Origin of the sequence: Sphingomonas sp. (assembly GCF_004799495.1) — a bacterium.
GTDB lineage: Bacteria > Pseudomonadota > Alphaproteobacteria > Sphingomonadales > Sphingomonadaceae > Sphingomonas.
This window is the reverse complement of sequence record NZ_SSMY01000011.1, coordinates 279,683-294,669: the sequence shown is the minus strand read 5'-3', so window position 1 is coordinate 294,669 and position 14,987 is coordinate 279,683. Positions and strand designations below refer to the sequence as shown.

Here is a 14,987-nt window from a genome sequence, read left to right as displayed (position 1 = left end):
ATTTTGAGCTTTCAGGCGCGAACGGCCGGCGGGGCCAAGGCCCCGGCCGACGACGCGGCTTAGCCGCGGCGCCCAGCCAAAAACTAAGCGGTAAGCGTTAACTGCGCAGCGTCCCAAACCCGCACACCGGTTAACCGTCAATAGCGTTGGTCCGAATCGTAAATGGCGCGTTAACTGCTGCCTATGTCACACGATTTCGCTCTTCGCCCGCGCGGCCGCCGTCATCACTTCCGCCAGCGTCTCGCGCTCCGCGCCGAGATGGCGAAGCGCAGCGACGATCAGGACTGGAAGCTGTTCATGCTGAGCTTCGCGGCGTTCTTCACCTGCATCTATACGCTGATTTTCTGATCGTAGGCCCTAATCGCACGCCTTGTGCAGTTTCCACGCGAGCCATGCGGACACCGGGCACATAAGGGCGACCAGATAAAGCATTTGCGCGGACCCGACGCCCCAGGCGGTCAGTAGCGACACGATTACCGACCCGACGGCCATCGCGCCCGAATTGACGACATTGTTGGCGGCGACGGTCCGCGAGGTTTCGTCCGGGTGCACCGTCGTCGTGAGGAACGCGTAGAGCGGCACGACAAACATCCCGCCGAATATCGCGATTCCGACCAACGCCGCGACCACCAGCCACGCGAACGGCACCGCGATGAACTCGCTCGTGGTGTAGAGATGCCCCACGGGGGCGGCTGGCCATGCCTGGCACAGGATCGAGAACAGGATCACGAACCCGCCCATGACCAACACCGTGGCGGGACCGAACTTTGCCGAGGTATGGCCCTTGAGCAGCGAATTGATCGCGACCGACCCGATCGCGATCCCGACCGAGAAAAGAGCGGTCAGCAGCGTCGCGACATGCTTGTCGGCGGTCAGCACGTTTTTGGCGAGAGGGGTGAAGATGACGATCAGCACGATCCCCATCGTCCAGAAAAAGCTGATCGCGCAGATCGCGAGGAACAGCCGCGGAATGTGCATCGTGCCGGAGATCAACCGCCACGATGAGGTAAAGGGGTTGTAGTTGATCTTGAGCTTAGGCCCCTGGCGTGGCGCGGGCGGGATGCGCCGCGCGGCGAGCCAGCCGATACCGGCCACCACCAGCGTCCCGATCACCGCGTGCTCGACCTTCATGAACCCGGCGAGCACGGTGCCGAGCAGGATCGCGATATAGGTCGCCGATTCGACGAGGCCGGTGCCGCCGAGCACTTCGTCTTCCTTCAGATGCTGCGGCAGGATCGCGTATTTGATCGGCCCGAAGAAGGTCGAATGGACGCCGAGCGCGAAGATCGTACCAAGCATCAACACCAGCCCGATATGGGTGTGCCCGCCCTTCGCCAGCAGCAGCCCGGCACCGCCCACCACCATGATCGCGATCTCAGCGGTTTTGACGATGCGGATGATCCGGGTCTTGTCGAACGCGTCGGCCAATTGCCCGGCGAGCGCGGATAGCAGGACGAACGCGATGATGCTGAGCGCGCTCGCGATACCGTTGAAACTCTGTTCCGCCGCTGGATCGTTATAGATCTGGTAGACGACGACCAGCACCATCGCCTGCTTGAACAGATTGTCGTTGAAGGCACCGAGGAACTGCGTGACGAACAGCGGCAGGAAACGGCGCTGCTTCATGAGACCGAGCGCATTCAGCATGAAATTCGTGGAGCCTCGTTCGCCGACATGAGGCGCGGCTCTTAGCCCAGCCGCCGCGTTGCCGACAATCGCTGTTTCGTATCTCCGGTTTGCCCGGCGGCACTTTGCGTTGCGGCAAGGCACGGTTAGGATGGGCAAAATGTGGACGCTTCCCAACATCCTGACCCTGTCGCGAATCGTCGGCGTGCCGGTGCTGGTCGCGTGTCTGTGGTGGCCGGGATGGCCGGCGGGCTATGCGATGGCGTTCGTGCTCTATGCGTTGATCGCGGTGACCGATTATCTCGACGGGTATCTGGCGCGCGCGCAGGGGACTGTGTCGAAGCTCGGCATTTTCCTCGATCCGATCGCCGACAAGATCATGGTCGCGGCGGTGATCCTGATGCTGGTCGCGACGCGCGACATCGGCGGGTGGCACCTGATCGCGGCGATGATCATCCTGTTACGCGAGATCATGGTGTCGGGGCTGCGCGAGTTTCTCGGTGGGCTTCAGGTATCGGTGCCGGTGTCGCAGCTCGCCAAGTGGAAAACGACGCTTCAGTTGCTCGCGCTCGGCGCGCTGATCCTCGCCGGCGCGATGCCGTCCGAGCCCTGGGTGCATTCGGTCGGGCTGGCGTCGCTGTGGGGCGCCGCGATCCTGACGTGCATCACCGGCTGGGATTATCTGCGCGTCGGCCTGAAGCACATGGACTGATGATCGAGGTGCTCTATTTCGCCTGGGTCCGCGAGGGCGTGGGAAAGGCGCAGGAGCGCGTCGATCCGCCCGCCGAGGTGAAGACGGTCAGCGATCTGATCGATTGGCTGAGGCACGAGGTGCTCGCTGACAAGGCTAAGCTTCGCGCCGCGATCGACCAGCGATTCGTGCCGCTCGATGCGCCGATTACTGGCGCGCGCGAGGTGGCGATCTTTCCCCCGGTGACCGGCGGATGATCCGCGTCCTCGTCAGCGAAACGCCGATCGACGTTGCGGCCGAACTCGAAGCGCTCGAAGCGAGCGGCGGTGGGGCGGTTGCGACCTTTACTGGGCTGGTCCGCGCCGATGACGGGGTCGGCGAGCTGCTGCTCGAACATTATCCCGGCGCGACCGAAGCGGCACTTGAAAAGCTGGCGGCGGAGGCCGTCGAGCGCTGGAAACTGGTGGGCGCGGCGATCGTCCATCGTGTCGGCGCGATGACGCCGGGCGAGCGGATCGTATTCGTCGGCACCTGCGCACCGCACCGCTCGGCCGCGCTGGAGGCGTGCAGCTTCCTGATCGACCGGCTCAAGACCGACGCGCCGTTCTGGAAGCGCGAGACGCGAGGTGGCGACGCAAGCTGGGTCGTTGAACGCGCGAGCGACCATGCCGCGGCGGAGAAATGGCGCTAGGTTGCTGCCTTCAGCACTTCGGCCAGCAGCTTGAAGTCGCGCTCGCGCGGGGAAGCGCGCCGCCACACGAGCGCAATCGTCCGCGTCGCATGCTCCGCCGCGAGCGGCCGGGCGGACACGCGCGTATGCTCCAATATCCCGGCGTCGATCGCCATTTCGGGCAGCATCGTCACGCCCAGCCCGTTATCGACCATCTGCACGATCGTGTGGAGCGACGTCCCCAGCATCATCGCCTGCGCGCCGAGCTCAGGGCGGTTGCACGCCGCCAGCGCGTGGTCCTTCAGGCAGTGCCCGTCCTCGAGCAGCAACAACCGAGTCTCGTCGATATCGTCCGCCGCGATCGTCGCGGGTGCCTGCGGCAGGTCGCCGTCGGGAAAGGCGACGAACAGCCGGTCGTCGAACAGCGGCGCGGCCGCGATCTCGCCGCAGGCGTACGGCAGCGCGAGCAACACGCAGTCGGTGCGGCCATTGTGCAGCCCTTCGCACGCCACGCCTGTCGTTTCCTCGCGCAGGAACAGCTTGAGCTCGGGATAGTCGCGGCGCAGCGCGGGCAGGATGCGCGGCAGCATGAAGGGGGCGATCGTCGGGATGACGCTCATCCGCATCTCGCCCGACAATGGCCGTCCGGCGGCGCGCGCCATGTCGGCCAGTTCCTCCGATTCGCGGATCACGCGGCGCGCCTTGTCGGCGATGCGGTCGCCGAGCGGCGTGAAGCGCACGACGCGGCGCGTGCGCTCGACCAGGGTAACGCCGATCAGCGTCTCGAGCTCGCGGATCCCCGCCGACATCGTCGATTGCGTGACGAAGCACACTTCCGCCGCGCGGCCGAAATGGCCGTGATCCTTCAGCGCGACGAGATATTGCAGTTGCTTGAGCGTCGGCAGGTAGGTCGTCATGTGACCGCTTTAGCCGATCGGCCCGCGAAAATCAGTCGGCGAGCGCCTGCCAGATCGAAAACGCCGACGTGATCGTCAGCAGCCCGCCGACCATCGTCATCAGCGGCCGCGCGGGCATCCGTTTCGCGAGCAACCCGCCGAGCGGCGCAGCGAGCAACCCACCGATCAGGACACCCAATGTCTGGAGCGTGAAAGCGGCCCAGCCGAGCTGCCAGATGAACGTCGCGGAGATCGTCGCGGTCAGGAAAAACTCGGCCGAATTGACCGTGCCGATCGTCTCGCGCGGGGAGGCGCCCTGGACCAGCAGGTTGCTCGTCACCACCGGCCCCCAGCCGCCCCCGCCCGCCGCGTCGAGGAAGCCGCCGACCAGCCCCAGCGGCTCGATGATCTTGGGCTGTCGGGGTTCGACCGCGCTGTGCCATGCACGGTACAGCAGATAGAACCCGATCGCGGCGAGATAGGCCATCACGAACGGCTTGGCGACCGAGGCATCGACGTTCGAAAGAACATAGGCGCCAATCACGCCGCCGATCATACCGGGGATCACCAGCCGCGCGAATAGCCGCCAATTGACGTTCTTGTGCAAGACGTGACTGATTCCGGACGCCGCGGTCGTGAAGCTTTCCACCGCATGCACGCTTGCCGAGGCGAGTTTGGGCGGTACGCCCATCACGCTGATCAACAGCGTCGAATTGATCAGCCCGAACGCCATGCCCAGCGCGCCGTCGACCAATTGCGCCGCAAAGCCGATCGCGATGAACGGCACGATCGCCTCGACGCTGGCGGCTGACAGGTCGAACATCGAGGCGTTTCTCCGTTATTCAAGCAGTCAGCATGCCGTTTTCCACCAAACCCGACAACAAAGATGGATTTTGCCCGTTCCAAGGCGAGACGGGCCGCTGCTGGAAATTGCTGGGCCAAACGCCTAGATGTGTCGTTCAAGGCGTAGGGGACATCGCCAATGGCCGGCCTCAGGGCATATCTCGATTCGATCCGCGCGCGCGATCCCGCGCCGCGGTCGCGCATGGAAATCCTGCTCTACCCGGGCGTGTGGGCGCTCGCCTATCACCGCGTGGCCCATACGCTCTACCGCGCGCGACTGTTCTTCCTCGCGCGCTGGGTCAACCACATCGCGCGTTTCTTCACCGCGATCGATATCCATCCGGGGGCGGTGATCGGGAGGAACCTGTTCATCGATCATGGCTTCACGGTGATCGGCGAGACCGCGGTGATCGGCGACAACGTCACGATCTACCAGTGCGTGACGCTGGGGGGGACCAACCCCGCCGACGGCGTCGCGGGCAAGCGGCATCCGACCATCGCCGACAATGTCATCATCGGGTCGGGCGCGCAGGTGCTCGGGCCGATCACCGTTGCGGCCGGCGCACGGATCGGCGCCAATGCGGTCGTTACCAAGGACGTGCCCGAGGGTGCGGTGATGGTCGGCATCCCGGCGCGCGCGACGATGGTCGAAGGGAAGGGCGAGAAGCCGTTCCTCGCCTATGGCACGCCGTGCAGCGAGCAGTTCGACCCACAGACGCAGAAGCTCGAACTGATGCGGTGCGAAATCGAGACGTTGAGGAAGCGGCTTGACGCGCTGCTCGCCGAGCAAGAGGATTTGCGCGACCGTGCGTAATGGCCTCCCGGCGGGGGCGTAGATGGGCACCGTCACGCCATTCCCGCTCCCCACAGGCCGCCAGCCGAGCCAGATCGGGTTCGAACGCGTCGAACTGACGCGCATCCTCGACCTCTACGGCCGGATGGTCGCCGCCGGGCACTGGCGCGATTACGCGATCGAGTTCAGCCGCGACGCCGCCATCTTCGCCGCGTTTCGCCGCGCGACCGAGCGCCCCGAAATCCGCATCGAGAAGCGCCCCGACTTGCGCAACAGGCAGGGTATGTGGGCGCTGGTCAACGAACAGGGGATGGTGCTCAAGCGTGGGCACGAGCTCGGCCCGGTCCTCGCGCCGGTCGAACGGCGGCTGATGAAGCTGATCGAGGAATGATCCTCGAGGCTGTCTTCGAAGCAATGTTCGAGGGCTGGGCGTTGGCCGTCGAGTGGGTCGCCGAACGATTTGGTCGCGCCGCTGGTGTGGCGGTATTCTTGCTGCCCTGGATCGTGATCGTGTTGACCATCTGGCTGATCGTTGTGCACGTGCGCGGCTGACACAAAAGACCCGGCGGTCGCGCCGACCGCCGGGCCAAGTCGTTCAGGTCTTTTCGGTCAGGCGGCGTGCGCCAACTGCACCGGCGGCAAGCGGTCGCCCAACCCGCCCAGCATCCCGATCACCGAACGGCGCATCGGCTGCCAGAACGCCGACAGCGACAGCAGTGCCGATCCGATCACCAGCGCTGTGAACGCCATCGACAGCTCGACCGCGCCGGCCTGATGGAACAAGGTCGACAGCGCGTAGAGCACGTAGGCCAGGCTCGACACGAGCAGTGCGCGGCGGTCGATCGCCAGCGCGATGATCGCGAACACCACGTACAGCGCCATCACGATAACGGCCTGGGCCACGCCGATATCGCCCTCGAACACGCCGAGCAGGTGGAACACCGGGTGCGCGATCATCGGCGCGGCGGCGAGGTGGAGCCAGAACGCCACGTCGCTGCGCCGTGTCTGGCGCCTGAGGTCGGTGCCGTCCCACCACATCGCGAGCGCGAAGGTGGCGAGGCCGCCAATCAGCACGAGCGGATAGATCGCCTGCTCGCTGGCATGCGTGATCGCGAAGAAGATGCCCATCGCCATCGCGACCAGCGCGGCCGCGCCGACCGCGACGGTGATCGGCACCATGAAGCGTTTCCAGTGCAGCCACGTCGCGCCGACCGTCACCAGCGCGATGCCCGATCCGACCAGCGCGTTGGTGCGGTCGCTCCAGTCGGGGTCGAGGTCGACCAGCGCGCCGATCATCGTCGCCGCAACGCCGCCGACGAAAGCGAGCAACAAGATGATGCTGGGGAGCGCCATATGGCGCCGGCGCGTGAAATATTCGGCCAGCGTCCACGCCGCGGCGGCGACCGCCGCCCCCGCCAGCGCGTGATCGACCCAATCGCCCAGCTGCGCCAGCGCGGCGAGCAGCAGCGCGATCGCTATACCGACGAAAATGTCGTTGAACCCGGTCAGCAGCCGGAAACTTTCCTCGTCCACCGCGGGCGTCGAGCGCGTGGTGGCAACGTGCTGGCGGAAAGCGTCGGCGGTGGTCAGGGGCATCACCCCCGCCGCCACCGCGCCCTCCAGATCGCTTTCACTATACATGGCAATTCTCTCCTCTCGGAGGATCGCCATAGCATAGGTGAGTTAGTGTAGCAATACACCAAGTGGGCCCGGCCCGGCGCGCATGGCGCCGACCCGGGGGCCGGTGTTACTTCGCAGGCGTGTCGATCTTGACGTTCGCGTCGACCGTCTTGCTGTTGCTCAGCAACCCCTGGCCGAACACCAGGAACAGCACTACCGCGATGGCGATGATCGCGATCGCGAGGAGGGCGATCGCGCCGCCGCCACCGCCGCCATTCCCCGTCTCGACAATCGTCGTCTTTCCGTCGTCGGCCATGATAATCCTCCTTACTCCTTGCGGAAGTGTAACCATCATGCCGAACGCGAGTTCCGCCGGCTGGCCGGATTAGCCCGCCGTCAGCGTCTTCATGATCGACATCGACTGCTCGCTGCCCGACGCCGGAACGATCTCGCCGGTGCGGTCGGTGATCTCCGCCCAGTGCGCCGCGACGCCTTCGGGCGACAGCTCGTCGCCGGTCAGTAGCTTGCCCGGGGTCAGCGTGACATAGGCCGCCTGGAATACGCCAGCGCCCGCGCCGACGATCGCGTTGGACGGTGCATCCTCGCTGACCAGATAGAGCGCGGCAGGCGCGACCTTGTCGGGGGAGAAGGCCTTGAACGCTTCCGCCGGGAACAGGTCCTCGGTCATCCGCGTGCCCGCGGTCGGTGCGATCGTGTTGACGCGGATGTTGTACTTGGCGCCCTCGAGGTAGAGCGTCTTGGTCAGCCCCGCGAGCCCGAGCTTGGCGGCGCCGTAATTGGCCTGTCCGAAATTGCCGAACAGCCCGGTCGACGACGCCGTCATCAGAATGCGGCCATACGCCTGTTCGCGCATGATCTCCCACACCGCCTTGGTGCAATTGGCCGATCCGTTGAGGTGCACGTCGACGACGAAGCGGAAATCGGCCGGCTCCATCTTCGCGAAACTCTTGTCGCGCAGGACGCCGGCGTTGTTGATCAGGATGTGGACGCCGCCCCAGGCTTCCTTCGCCTTGGCGACCATCTCGACCATCTGTTCGTATTCGGTGACGCTGCCGCCGTTCGACATCGCCGTGCCGCCTGCGGCTTCGATCTCCTCGACGACCTTGAGCGCGGCGTCGGAATGGCCAGTGCCGTCGCGCGCGCCGCCCAGATCGTTGACCACCACCTTCGCCCCGCGTGCTGCCAGCGCCAGCGCGTACTCGCGGCCCAGACCGCCACCGGCCCCGGTGACGATCGCCACCTTGTCATCGAAACGGATGGTCATCTGGTCGCTCCCTGAAATGATCTGGAGCGCTTCCTAGGCGAATGCGCAGGCCGCGCAAGTCCGGCCATACCGGAACCACGAAAAACATTGTGATGGTTATTTGGGGTCGTGGCGCTGCTTGCACTTGTCGAATTGGCCGGGCTTGCAGAACGGATAGTCGGGCAGCGGTGCGGGCGGGGGATAGGCCACCTCGGGTGGCGGAGCCTGGACAAAGACGATGGGCACGCCGGGCGGGCGCGGCACGGGTGGATTGGCCGGCTGATAGCCGCCGACCGGGTCGGTCGGCGCGGGCGTGGTTTGCGCATATCCCGGCATGGCGATCGCCGCGCACAGCAAGGCGAGGCACAATTTCATGGCCGTCTCCCGATTTTTGAGACCGCACGGCGCGAGGCGTCGTGCCCCGCGCCGCCAGCGGTCGACTTATTGGCCCGGGGGGCGCGGGGTCGAGTGCAGCCGCTCGCCGCGCGCATTCGAGCGCTCGGTGCAATGATCGACGATGGTCCTGGTGCACATCGGGTAATTGCCGTCGGTGGTTGCCGGCGGCATGTTCGGCGATGGCAGGGTGACCGGCGGGGCCACGACGACCGGAGCGGGCGGCGGCGCGGTCTGCGGCATATCCTGGGCGATGGCGGGCATCGCAAATGCGGCAAGCGCCGCGGCGACTAACAGTTTCATGCGACTCTCCTGAGTTCGATCACGCAGCGCGTGACAGGAGGCAAAACGCGGTAACCCCGAAATGGCTCCCTCGTTTCGGAGGCGATTCAACTTGTCGTGCTAAACGCCTGTGTCGAGGGAATATCCCGCCGATCTTACGGTGCGGATCAGGTCGGGGCGGTCACCCTTGTTGATCGCCTTGCGCAGCCGTCGGATGTGCACGTCGACCGTCCGACTCTCGATATCGCTGTCGTGCCCCCACACCGCGTCGAGCAGGCGTTCGCGGCTGAACACCCAGCCGGGATGTTCGAGGAAATGCTTGAGCAGGCGGAACTCGGTGGGGCCGAGCGGGATCACCTCGCCGCTGCGCCGAACCTTATGGCCGACCGTGTCCATCTCGATATCGGCATAGGTAAGCGCTTCGCCCGCCAGCGCCGGACGCACGCGGCGCAGCACCGCGCCGACGCGCGCGACCAGCTCGCGCGGCGAAAACGGCTTGGTCACGTAGTCGTCAGCGCCGGTTTCCAGACCGCGCACGCGATCCTCTTCCTCGCCGCGCGCAGTCAGCATGATGATCGGGATATTCGCGGTCTCGGGCATCCGCCTGAGGCGCCGGCACACCTCGATCCCGGACAGTCCCTCGACCATCCAGTCGAGCAGGACGATATCGGGCGCCGCTTCCTTGGCGAGCAGCAACGCCTCTTCGCCGTCGGGGGTATGCTTGACGTCGAAATCCTCGCGCTTGAAGTGATAGGCGAGCAGTTCGGCGAGCGAGGCGTCGTCCTCGACCAGCAGCATCTTCACGCGGCTCATGCGGCTCCCCCCGTCTTGACGCGTTCGGGCATCTGTTCGCCCGTTGCGGCGAAATAGACCATTTCGGCGACATTGGTCGCATGATCGCCGATCCGCTCCAGATTCTTGGCGACGAACAGCAAGTGCGCGACCTGACCAATCGTCTTGGGATTTTCGACCATGTAGGTCACCAGCATGCGAAAGATGCCGTCGTAGAAATCGTCGAGCAGCCGGTCGCGCTCGCACACCAGCACCGCGCCCTGCGCATCGCGCGCGGCGAAGGCGTCGAGCACGTCGTGGACCATTTCCGCCGCGATTCGCGCCATCGCCGGGATGACCGAGATCGGCTCGATCCGCTCCTCGCCGTCGATCAGCGGTACGCGCTTGGCGATGTTCTTGGCGTAATCCCCGATCCGTTCGATCACGCCTGCGATCTTGAGCGCGGCGACCACGTCGCGGAGGTCGCCGTCGACCAGCTTGCGCCCGGCGATGATACTGACCGCGAGCGCCTCGACCTCGGCCTGGAGCACATCGATGCTCTTGTCGCTTTCGCGGATTTGCGTGGCCAGCGCGGTGTCGGCGCGTTGCAGCGCGTTGATCGCATCGTGGATCGCTTGTTCGGCGAGGCCGCCCATCTGGCTCAGCATGCCGCGCAGCCGCCCGATATCGCGGTCGAAGGCGTGAGCGGCGAAATCGGTGGCCACGGTCGAATTTCTCCAACGATCGGGCGCGAAGAATCATCGGTGCCCGCCACCCGCCTGTGTGACGCGCGCGTTACCCTTTGATGACACCCTGTTCGGCGGGGAGCAGGATCGTGACGACGGTGCCGCGCCCGACCTGGCTGGCGATGTCGAGCCGCCCGCGGTGCCGCTCGACGACATGCTTGACGATCGCAAGGCCAAGCCCGGTGCCGCCGACCGCCCGGCTGCGCCCCGAATCGACGCGATAGAAGCGTTCGGTCAGGCGCGGGATATGCTCGGGCGCGATGCCGTCGCCCTCATCGCCGACCGACAGGCGGACCATGCCGTTGGGGTAACGCCACAGCTTGACCGCGACGGGGGTGCCCGCGCGGCCGTATTTCATCGCGTTGCCGATCAGATTGTGCAGCGCCTGGCTCAGCTGGATTCGGTCGCCCGCGACGGGCGGCACGTCGCCCGCCAGTTCGACCGCGATATCGGCGGCGCGCGGGTCGTGCGTGTCGGTCAGTTCTACGACGACTTCGTTGAGCAACGCGCCGAGATCGATCGAGGCGTCGGGCAGGCGGTACTTCTCGGCCTCGATCCGGCTCAGTGAGATCAGATCCTCGACCAGCCGCTGCATCCGCCGCGCCTCGTCGACCATCACTTTCAGGAACCGTGCGCGCATCGTCGGGTCGGCGCCGTCGTTCTCGCTCAGCGTCTCGGCGAACCCGAGGATCGACGCGAGCGGCGTGCGCAGTTCGTGGCTGGCATTGGCCACGAAATCGACCCGCATGCGCTCCGCGGCATAGCTCCCGGTCTGGTCGATCAGATGAACCACCCGGCGCCTGTCGGGGGTGTCGGTGACGCGCAATTCCCAGCGCTGGTCGAGCGTGCCCAGCCCGACCAGGTTGATCGGCCCCGCAGCCCCCGTGCCCGGCGGCGCGGTCAGCCGCTCGGCGGCGGCGGGGTGGCGGATCGCGAGGCGCACGTCCTGCCCGACGATATGGTTGCCGAGCAGCTCGCGCGCCGCGGTGTTGGCCGCCTCGACCTGCCCGTCGGCCAGCACCAGCACCGGCTCGACAATGCCTTCGAGCACGCTGTCGAGGTGAGGCGCGGTAGCGGCGGGCGGGGCGGCGTCCATCGCCGCCGCCCTATCGCAGCGCGGCGTGCGGTGCCAGCCGCCGATGATGTATAGCTGCGCGCGACTCGGGGGAGATCGACATGCGGGGATATTGGGGCGGACTGGCGTTGGCGGCTGTCGTGGTCGTGGGCATCGCGCACGCCGAAAGCGCGCAGATGCGCGGCAAGTTTCCCGCGGGCGTGCGCGAAGCGGGGCGGCTCGAGTTCGTCGCGGTCGACCGCTTCGACGGCCGCGACGGCCGGCAGGTTGAGACATTGCTCGAACAGGCGATCGGCGTGCCCGGCGGGCAGCCTGACGGTGTTCTGACCGGCGGCGTCACCACAGGGGTGGAGGAGAATCCCTACAAGGGCAGCGTCGAGCGCTGCGTCGAATGGAAGGACGGCGACCGCAGCAAGGAGTGCACCAAGCGCGCGCAAGTGCCGGTGCCGTGCACGCGCCGCGTCGTGGTCGTGACGGTCAGCGTGCGGCTGATCCGCACCGACACGCGGCTGTCGGTCTATTCGGACAACAAGTCGGGGCGTAGCGAGACCAGCTGGTGCGAGGGCGGTTCGCCGTCGATCGCGGTCGAGCAGATGGTGTCGGCGCAGATCCGCGACATCGCCAGCCGCATCCGCGCCGACGTGCGCCCGTCGGTCCAAAACTACAGCGTGCGGTTCCGCGAGGACCGCGACGGTATGCCGAAGGATCTGGGCAATCAGTTCAAGGCCATCGTGAAGCTGTCGAAGAGCGACGCGCGCGGCGCGTGTCAGCAATGGGCGGCGCTCGACGGGCAAATGCCCAACAACGCGTCGGTGCTCTACAACCTGGCGGTCTGTGCGGAGGCTGCCGGGGCGTATCCTGATGCGCTGACCCGCTATCGCGCGGCGCACGAGGCCAATCCGCGCAAGAAGGACGATGTGTCCGACTCGATCGATCGAGTCGACCGCCTGATGCTCGCACGCGCCGACGACGAGGAAATCGCGCGGCGGCGGTCTGGGCGGCGCTAGGGTAAGGAGAGCGTAGAATGAAACGGTTGTCGATCGCGATCGCGGCGGGGCTAGTGCTCGGCGGCTGTTCGATGGGCGCGGACGTGAAGGCCGGCGGCGATGCCGTCGCGGCGTTCCACAAGCAACTCGATGCGGGGCAATCTGCCGCGATCGAGGCAGCGGCCGGTCCCGAGATGAAGACAACGCCGGGCCAATTTATCCAGCTGCTCGATGCCGTGCACCGCAAGCTCGGCGCTAGCGGGGCCAGTCAGCAGGTCGGATTCAACGATGCGGTCAATCCCGGCGGGCATTTCCTGACGCTCAATTACCAAACGACCTTCGCCAAGGGACCAGCCACCGAGACGTTCGTATATCGTATCGATGGCGGAAAGGCGGTGTTGGCAGGCTACAACATCAATTCGCAGGCGCTGATCCTCAATTGATCCGCCCGCCATCGCTATGGCAATGGCAAGGTCTTCGTGGCAGGGCGCGCCGACGGAGATGCTGAACCGATGACCGATCCGATCGCCGCGATCATCCTTGCCGCTGGCATGGGCACGCGGATGAAATCCGACCTGCACAAGGTGCTCCACCCGATCGCCGGGCGGCCGATGCTGCTTCATTTGATCGACGCGTTCGACGCCGTCGGCGCGGCGGAAAAGGTCGTCGTGGTCGGCGCGCGGCGCGAACAGGTGGAGGCGGCTGTCGTGCCGCTCGGCGTCAGGATCGCGCCGCAGGACGAACAGCTCGGCACCGCGCACGCCGCGTTGATGGCGAAGAATGCCCTTGCCGGGTTCGACGGGATAGCGATCGTGTGTTTCGGCGACGTGCCGTTCCTCAAGCCCGCGACGATCGCTAGATTGGTCGAGCATGTGAGTGGCGACGAGGCGGCGCGCGTCGCGGTGCTCGGCTTCCGGCCGAACGATCCCAAAGCCTATGGCCGGATCATCGCCGACCGCGACGGGTCGATCGCCAAGGTCGTCGAGTTCAAGGACGCGAGCGACGACGAGCGCGCCATCACCTTGTGCAACGCCGGGGTCACCGCGGTGCGCTCGACCGATCTATGGCCGCTGCTCGAACGTGTCGGTAACGACAATGCGGCGGCCGAATATTACCTGCCCGACGTGATCACGCTCACGCTGGCCGACGGCGACCGCGCGGTAGTGGTCGAGACCGACCCCGACGAAGTGATCGGGATCAACAGCCGCGCCGAGCTTGCCTATGCCGAGAGCCGCTGGCAGGCCGCGCGGCGCGAGGCGGCGATGGCCGCGGGCGCGAGCCTGATCGCGCCGGATACGGTGTGGTTCGCATGGGACACGAAGATCGGCCGCGACGTGCTGATCGAGCCGAATACGTTCTTCGGTCCTGGCGTTACGATCGCCGACCGCGCGACGATCCGCGCCAATTCTCATATCGAGGGCGCGAGCGTGGGAGAGGGCGCGGAGGTGGGCCCCTATGCGCGGCTGCGGCCCGGCGCGGTGCTCGGCGAGAAGTCGAAGGTGGGCAATTTCGTCGAAGTTAAGAAGGCTACGCTGGGCAAGGGCGCCAAGGCTAACCATTTGTCCTATATCGGCGACGCCGAGGTGGGCGCAGGCGCGAACATCGGCGCGGGAACGATCACCTGCAATTACGACGGCTTCTTCAAGTACAAGACCGTGATCGGCGCGGGGGCGTTCGTCGGTTCCAACTCGGCACTGGTCGCCCCGGTGACGATAGGTGCCGGTGCCATCGTCGGTGCGGGATCGACCGTAACGCAGGATGTGGAAGCGGATGCATTGCGGCTGGTCCGACCGCCGCAGGAGACAAAGCCGGGCTGGGCGAAACGATTCCGCGATATGATGAGCGCGAAGAAGGCGGAGAAGAGTCAGTGAGTAGAGCGATAAATATGGTCCTGGCGGCGGCGCTGTCGATCGCCATGCCGGCATTTGGACAGGGTACCGCGCCGATGACGCCCGATCAGGCGATCGCAGCCGCTTCGGCGGCGAACTCGCACGAAGTGAGCGGCGTGTTCGAATTCACCGTCGGATCGACCGGTGCATCGGGCTTCAACGCCTATCTCAATTCGGCGGCCGATTATCACGACGCGGCCAATTTGTCCGCCGAACTCCACGCCGACGTCGTGAACAAGCTCCATGCGAAGCTGGGCGGCTTTCCGCAGGATCTGCTCAAGGGCAAACGCGTTCGGATCAAGGGTGTCGCGCGCCGCGTGCCGATTACCAAGCGCGACGGCACGCAATATTTCCAGACACGGATCGACGTCGATACGATCGACCAGATCGAGGTGCTCGGCTGACGCGAATGGGCGATGGCAGTTGACATGATATCGCGATA

22 protein-coding genes are annotated in these 14,987 nt (G+C 65.9%); 11 read left to right on the top strand and 11 right to left on the bottom strand.

Going from position 1 to position 14,987, the window contains the following annotated elements:
• Positions 1-183: 183 nt before the first annotated feature.
• Positions 184-348 carry a hypothetical protein gene (locus tag E7773_RS12810; RefSeq protein WP_293991903.1) on the top strand — a complete coding sequence of 55 codons (165 nt, stop codon included), beginning with the start codon at positions 184-186 and terminating at the stop codon, positions 346-348.
• Between the two features lie 9 nt (positions 349-357).
• Here the strand turns inward: E7773_RS12810 and E7773_RS12805 are convergent, their stop codons facing one another.
• Positions 358-1,647 (bottom strand): MFS transporter, encoded by a 1,290-nt coding sequence (locus tag E7773_RS12805; protein ID WP_293991901.1) that lies wholly within the window; start codon positions 1,645-1,647, stop codon positions 358-360.
• Positions 1,648-1,786: 139 nt separating this feature from the next.
• Here E7773_RS12805 and pgsA point away from each other — a divergent pair, with 139 nt between their 5' ends.
• From pgsA to E7773_RS12790, 3 genes are read left to right on the top strand one after another with little or no spacing between them, the layout of a single operon-like run.
• Positions 1,787-2,338, top strand: coding sequence for a CDP-diacylglycerol--glycerol-3-phosphate 3-phosphatidyltransferase (gene pgsA, locus E7773_RS12800; protein ID WP_293991898.1), 552 nt, complete (start codon positions 1,787-1,789; stop codon positions 2,336-2,338).
• Positions 2,335-2,574: a molybdopterin converting factor subunit 1 gene (gene moaD, locus E7773_RS12795; protein ID WP_293992306.1), complete on the top strand. Its 240-nt coding sequence runs from the start codon at positions 2,335-2,337 to the stop codon at positions 2,572-2,574. The genes pgsA and moaD overlap by 4 nt, the downstream gene beginning before the upstream one ends.
• Complete coding sequence (locus E7773_RS12790; RefSeq protein ID WP_293991896.1) at positions 2,571-3,008, top strand: molybdenum cofactor biosynthesis protein MoaE; 438 nt, start codon at positions 2,571-2,573, stop codon at positions 3,006-3,008. The genes moaD and E7773_RS12790 overlap by 4 nt, the downstream gene beginning before the upstream one ends.
• Here E7773_RS12790 and E7773_RS12785 read toward each other — a convergent pair.
• The gene (locus E7773_RS12785; protein WP_293991893.1) at positions 3,005-3,904 is read right to left on the bottom strand and encodes a hydrogen peroxide-inducible genes activator; all 900 of its coding nucleotides are present in this window, start codon (positions 3,902-3,904) and stop codon (positions 3,005-3,007) included. The two genes, E7773_RS12790 and E7773_RS12785, sit on opposite strands and share 4 nt — an antisense overlap.
• A 31-nt stretch (positions 3,905-3,935) precedes the next feature.
• Positions 3,936-4,706, bottom strand: a complete 771-nt coding sequence (locus E7773_RS12780) for a sulfite exporter TauE/SafE family protein (RefSeq protein ID WP_293991891.1) — start codon at positions 4,704-4,706, stop codon at positions 3,936-3,938.
• 159 nt (positions 4,707-4,865) lie between these two features.
• Here E7773_RS12780 and epsC point away from each other — a divergent pair, with 159 nt between their 5' ends.
• From epsC to E7773_RS12765, 3 genes are read left to right on the top strand one after another with little or no spacing between them, the layout of a single operon-like run.
• A complete protein-coding gene (epsC, locus tag E7773_RS12775; protein ID WP_293991888.1) occupies positions 4,866-5,540 on the top strand; it encodes a serine O-acetyltransferase EpsC in 675 nt (224 codons plus the stop codon).
• A gap of 22 nt (positions 5,541-5,562) precedes the next feature.
• Complete coding sequence (locus E7773_RS12770; protein ID WP_293991886.1) at positions 5,563-5,910, top strand: DUF2794 domain-containing protein; 348 nt, start codon at positions 5,563-5,565, stop codon at positions 5,908-5,910.
• On the top strand, positions 5,907-6,071 hold the full coding sequence (locus E7773_RS12765) for a hypothetical protein (protein ID WP_293991884.1): 165 nt from the start codon (positions 5,907-5,909) through the stop codon (positions 6,069-6,071). The genes E7773_RS12770 and E7773_RS12765 overlap by 4 nt, the downstream gene beginning before the upstream one ends.
• 57 nt (positions 6,072-6,128) lie before the next feature.
• Here E7773_RS12765 and E7773_RS12760 read toward each other — a convergent pair whose 3' ends face one another.
• The 8 genes from E7773_RS12760 to E7773_RS12725 form a co-directional block, all read right to left on the bottom strand.
• Positions 6,129-7,160: a hypothetical protein gene (locus E7773_RS12760; protein ID WP_293991881.1), complete on the bottom strand. Its 1,032-nt coding sequence runs from the start codon at positions 7,158-7,160 to the stop codon at positions 6,129-6,131.
• A gap of 106 nt (positions 7,161-7,266) precedes the next feature.
• Complete coding sequence (locus tag E7773_RS12755) at positions 7,267-7,455, bottom strand: hypothetical protein (protein ID WP_293991879.1); 189 nt, start codon at positions 7,453-7,455, stop codon at positions 7,267-7,269.
• A 69-nt stretch (positions 7,456-7,524) separates the two neighbouring features.
• Positions 7,525-8,424 (bottom strand): SDR family NAD(P)-dependent oxidoreductase, encoded by a 900-nt coding sequence (locus E7773_RS12750; RefSeq protein ID WP_293991877.1) that lies wholly within the window; start codon positions 8,422-8,424, stop codon positions 7,525-7,527.
• Positions 8,425-8,520: 96 nt separating this feature from the next.
• Positions 8,521-8,778, bottom strand: coding sequence for a hypothetical protein (locus E7773_RS12745; RefSeq protein ID WP_293991874.1), 258 nt, complete (start codon positions 8,776-8,778; stop codon positions 8,521-8,523).
• A gap of 66 nt (positions 8,779-8,844) precedes the next feature.
• A complete protein-coding gene (locus tag E7773_RS12740) occupies positions 8,845-9,099 on the bottom strand; it encodes a hypothetical protein (RefSeq protein WP_293991872.1) in 255 nt (84 codons plus the stop codon).
• 99 nt (positions 9,100-9,198) lie between these two features.
• The gene (gene phoB, locus E7773_RS12735) at positions 9,199-9,891 is read right to left on the bottom strand and encodes a phosphate regulon transcriptional regulator PhoB (RefSeq protein WP_293991869.1); all 693 of its coding nucleotides are present in this window, start codon (positions 9,889-9,891) and stop codon (positions 9,199-9,201) included.
• Positions 9,888-10,574, bottom strand: coding sequence for a phosphate signaling complex protein PhoU (gene phoU / locus E7773_RS12730; protein WP_293991867.1), 687 nt, complete (start codon positions 10,572-10,574; stop codon positions 9,888-9,890). Before phoU ends, phoB begins: the two co-directional genes overlap by 4 nt.
• A 70-nt stretch (positions 10,575-10,644) precedes the next feature.
• Positions 10,645-11,691: an ATP-binding protein gene (locus E7773_RS12725; RefSeq protein ID WP_293991865.1), complete on the bottom strand. Its 1,047-nt coding sequence runs from the start codon at positions 11,689-11,691 to the stop codon at positions 10,645-10,647.
• Between the two features lie 80 nt (positions 11,692-11,771).
• Between E7773_RS12725 and E7773_RS12720 the strand changes: the two genes are divergently transcribed.
• From E7773_RS12720 to E7773_RS12705, 4 genes are all read left to right on the top strand, one after another.
• A complete protein-coding gene (locus tag E7773_RS12720; RefSeq protein ID WP_293991862.1) occupies positions 11,772-12,677 on the top strand; it encodes a hypothetical protein in 906 nt (301 codons plus the stop codon).
• 17 nt (positions 12,678-12,694) lie between these two features.
• Positions 12,695-13,099, top strand: coding sequence for a hypothetical protein (locus E7773_RS12715; protein WP_293991859.1), 405 nt, complete (start codon positions 12,695-12,697; stop codon positions 13,097-13,099).
• Positions 13,100-13,168: 69 nt separating this feature from the next.
• Complete coding sequence (glmU, locus tag E7773_RS12710) at positions 13,169-14,527, top strand: bifunctional UDP-N-acetylglucosamine diphosphorylase/glucosamine-1-phosphate N-acetyltransferase GlmU (protein ID WP_293991857.1); 1,359 nt, start codon at positions 13,169-13,171, stop codon at positions 14,525-14,527.
• Entirely contained in the window at positions 14,524-14,949 is a 426-nt protein-coding gene (locus E7773_RS12705) for a hypothetical protein (protein WP_293991854.1), read from the top strand. The genes glmU and E7773_RS12705 overlap by 4 nt, the downstream gene beginning before the upstream one ends.
• Positions 14,950-14,987: the final 38 nt, after the last annotated feature.

What these genes read in the sequence shown, in the direction of transcription:
- E7773_RS12810 (WP_293991903.1), top strand. Translation starts at nt 184, where the DNA reads ATGTCACACGATTTCGCTCTTCGCCCGCGCGGCCGCCGTCATCACTTC.
- E7773_RS12805 (WP_293991901.1), bottom strand. Translation starts at nt 1,647, where the DNA reads ATGCTGAATGCGCTCGGTCTCATGAAGCAGCGCCGTTTCCTGCCGCTG.
- pgsA (WP_293991898.1), top strand. Translation starts at nt 1,787, where the DNA reads ATGTGGACGCTTCCCAACATCCTGACCCTGTCGCGAATCGTCGGCGTG.
- E7773_RS12790 (WP_293991896.1), top strand. Translation starts at nt 2,571, where the DNA reads ATGATCCGCGTCCTCGTCAGCGAAACGCCGATCGACGTTGCGGCCGAA.
- E7773_RS12785 (WP_293991893.1), bottom strand. Translation starts at nt 3,904, where the DNA reads ATGACGACCTACCTGCCGACGCTCAAGCAACTGCAATATCTCGTCGCG.
- E7773_RS12780 (WP_293991891.1), bottom strand. Translation starts at nt 4,706, where the DNA reads ATGTTCGACCTGTCAGCCGCCAGCGTCGAGGCGATCGTGCCGTTCATC.
- epsC (WP_293991888.1), top strand. Translation starts at nt 4,866, where the DNA reads ATGGCCGGCCTCAGGGCATATCTCGATTCGATCCGCGCGCGCGATCCC.
- E7773_RS12770 (WP_293991886.1), top strand. Translation starts at nt 5,563, where the DNA reads ATGGGCACCGTCACGCCATTCCCGCTCCCCACAGGCCGCCAGCCGAGC.
- E7773_RS12765 (WP_293991884.1), top strand. Translation starts at nt 5,907, where the DNA reads ATGATCCTCGAGGCTGTCTTCGAAGCAATGTTCGAGGGCTGGGCGTTG.
- E7773_RS12760 (WP_293991881.1), bottom strand. Translation starts at nt 7,160, where the DNA reads ATGTATAGTGAAAGCGATCTGGAGGGCGCGGTGGCGGCGGGGGTGATG.
- E7773_RS12755 (WP_293991879.1), bottom strand. Translation starts at nt 7,455, where the DNA reads ATGGCCGACGACGGAAAGACGACGATTGTCGAGACGGGGAATGGCGGC.
- E7773_RS12750 (WP_293991877.1), bottom strand. Translation starts at nt 8,424, where the DNA reads ATGACCATCCGTTTCGATGACAAGGTGGCGATCGTCACCGGGGCCGGT.
- E7773_RS12745 (WP_293991874.1), bottom strand. Translation starts at nt 8,778, where the DNA reads ATGAAATTGTGCCTCGCCTTGCTGTGCGCGGCGATCGCCATGCCGGGA.
- E7773_RS12740 (WP_293991872.1), bottom strand. Translation starts at nt 9,099, where the DNA reads ATGAAACTGTTAGTCGCCGCGGCGCTTGCCGCATTTGCGATGCCCGCC.
- phoB (WP_293991869.1), bottom strand. Translation starts at nt 9,891, where the DNA reads ATGAGCCGCGTGAAGATGCTGCTGGTCGAGGACGACGCCTCGCTCGCC.
- E7773_RS12725 (WP_293991865.1), bottom strand. Translation starts at nt 11,691, where the DNA reads ATGGACGCCGCCCCGCCCGCCGCTACCGCGCCTCACCTCGACAGCGTG.
- E7773_RS12720 (WP_293991862.1), top strand. Translation starts at nt 11,772, where the DNA reads ATGCGGGGATATTGGGGCGGACTGGCGTTGGCGGCTGTCGTGGTCGTG.
- E7773_RS12715 (WP_293991859.1), top strand. Translation starts at nt 12,695, where the DNA reads ATGAAACGGTTGTCGATCGCGATCGCGGCGGGGCTAGTGCTCGGCGGC.
- glmU (WP_293991857.1), top strand. Translation starts at nt 13,169, where the DNA reads ATGACCGATCCGATCGCCGCGATCATCCTTGCCGCTGGCATGGGCACG.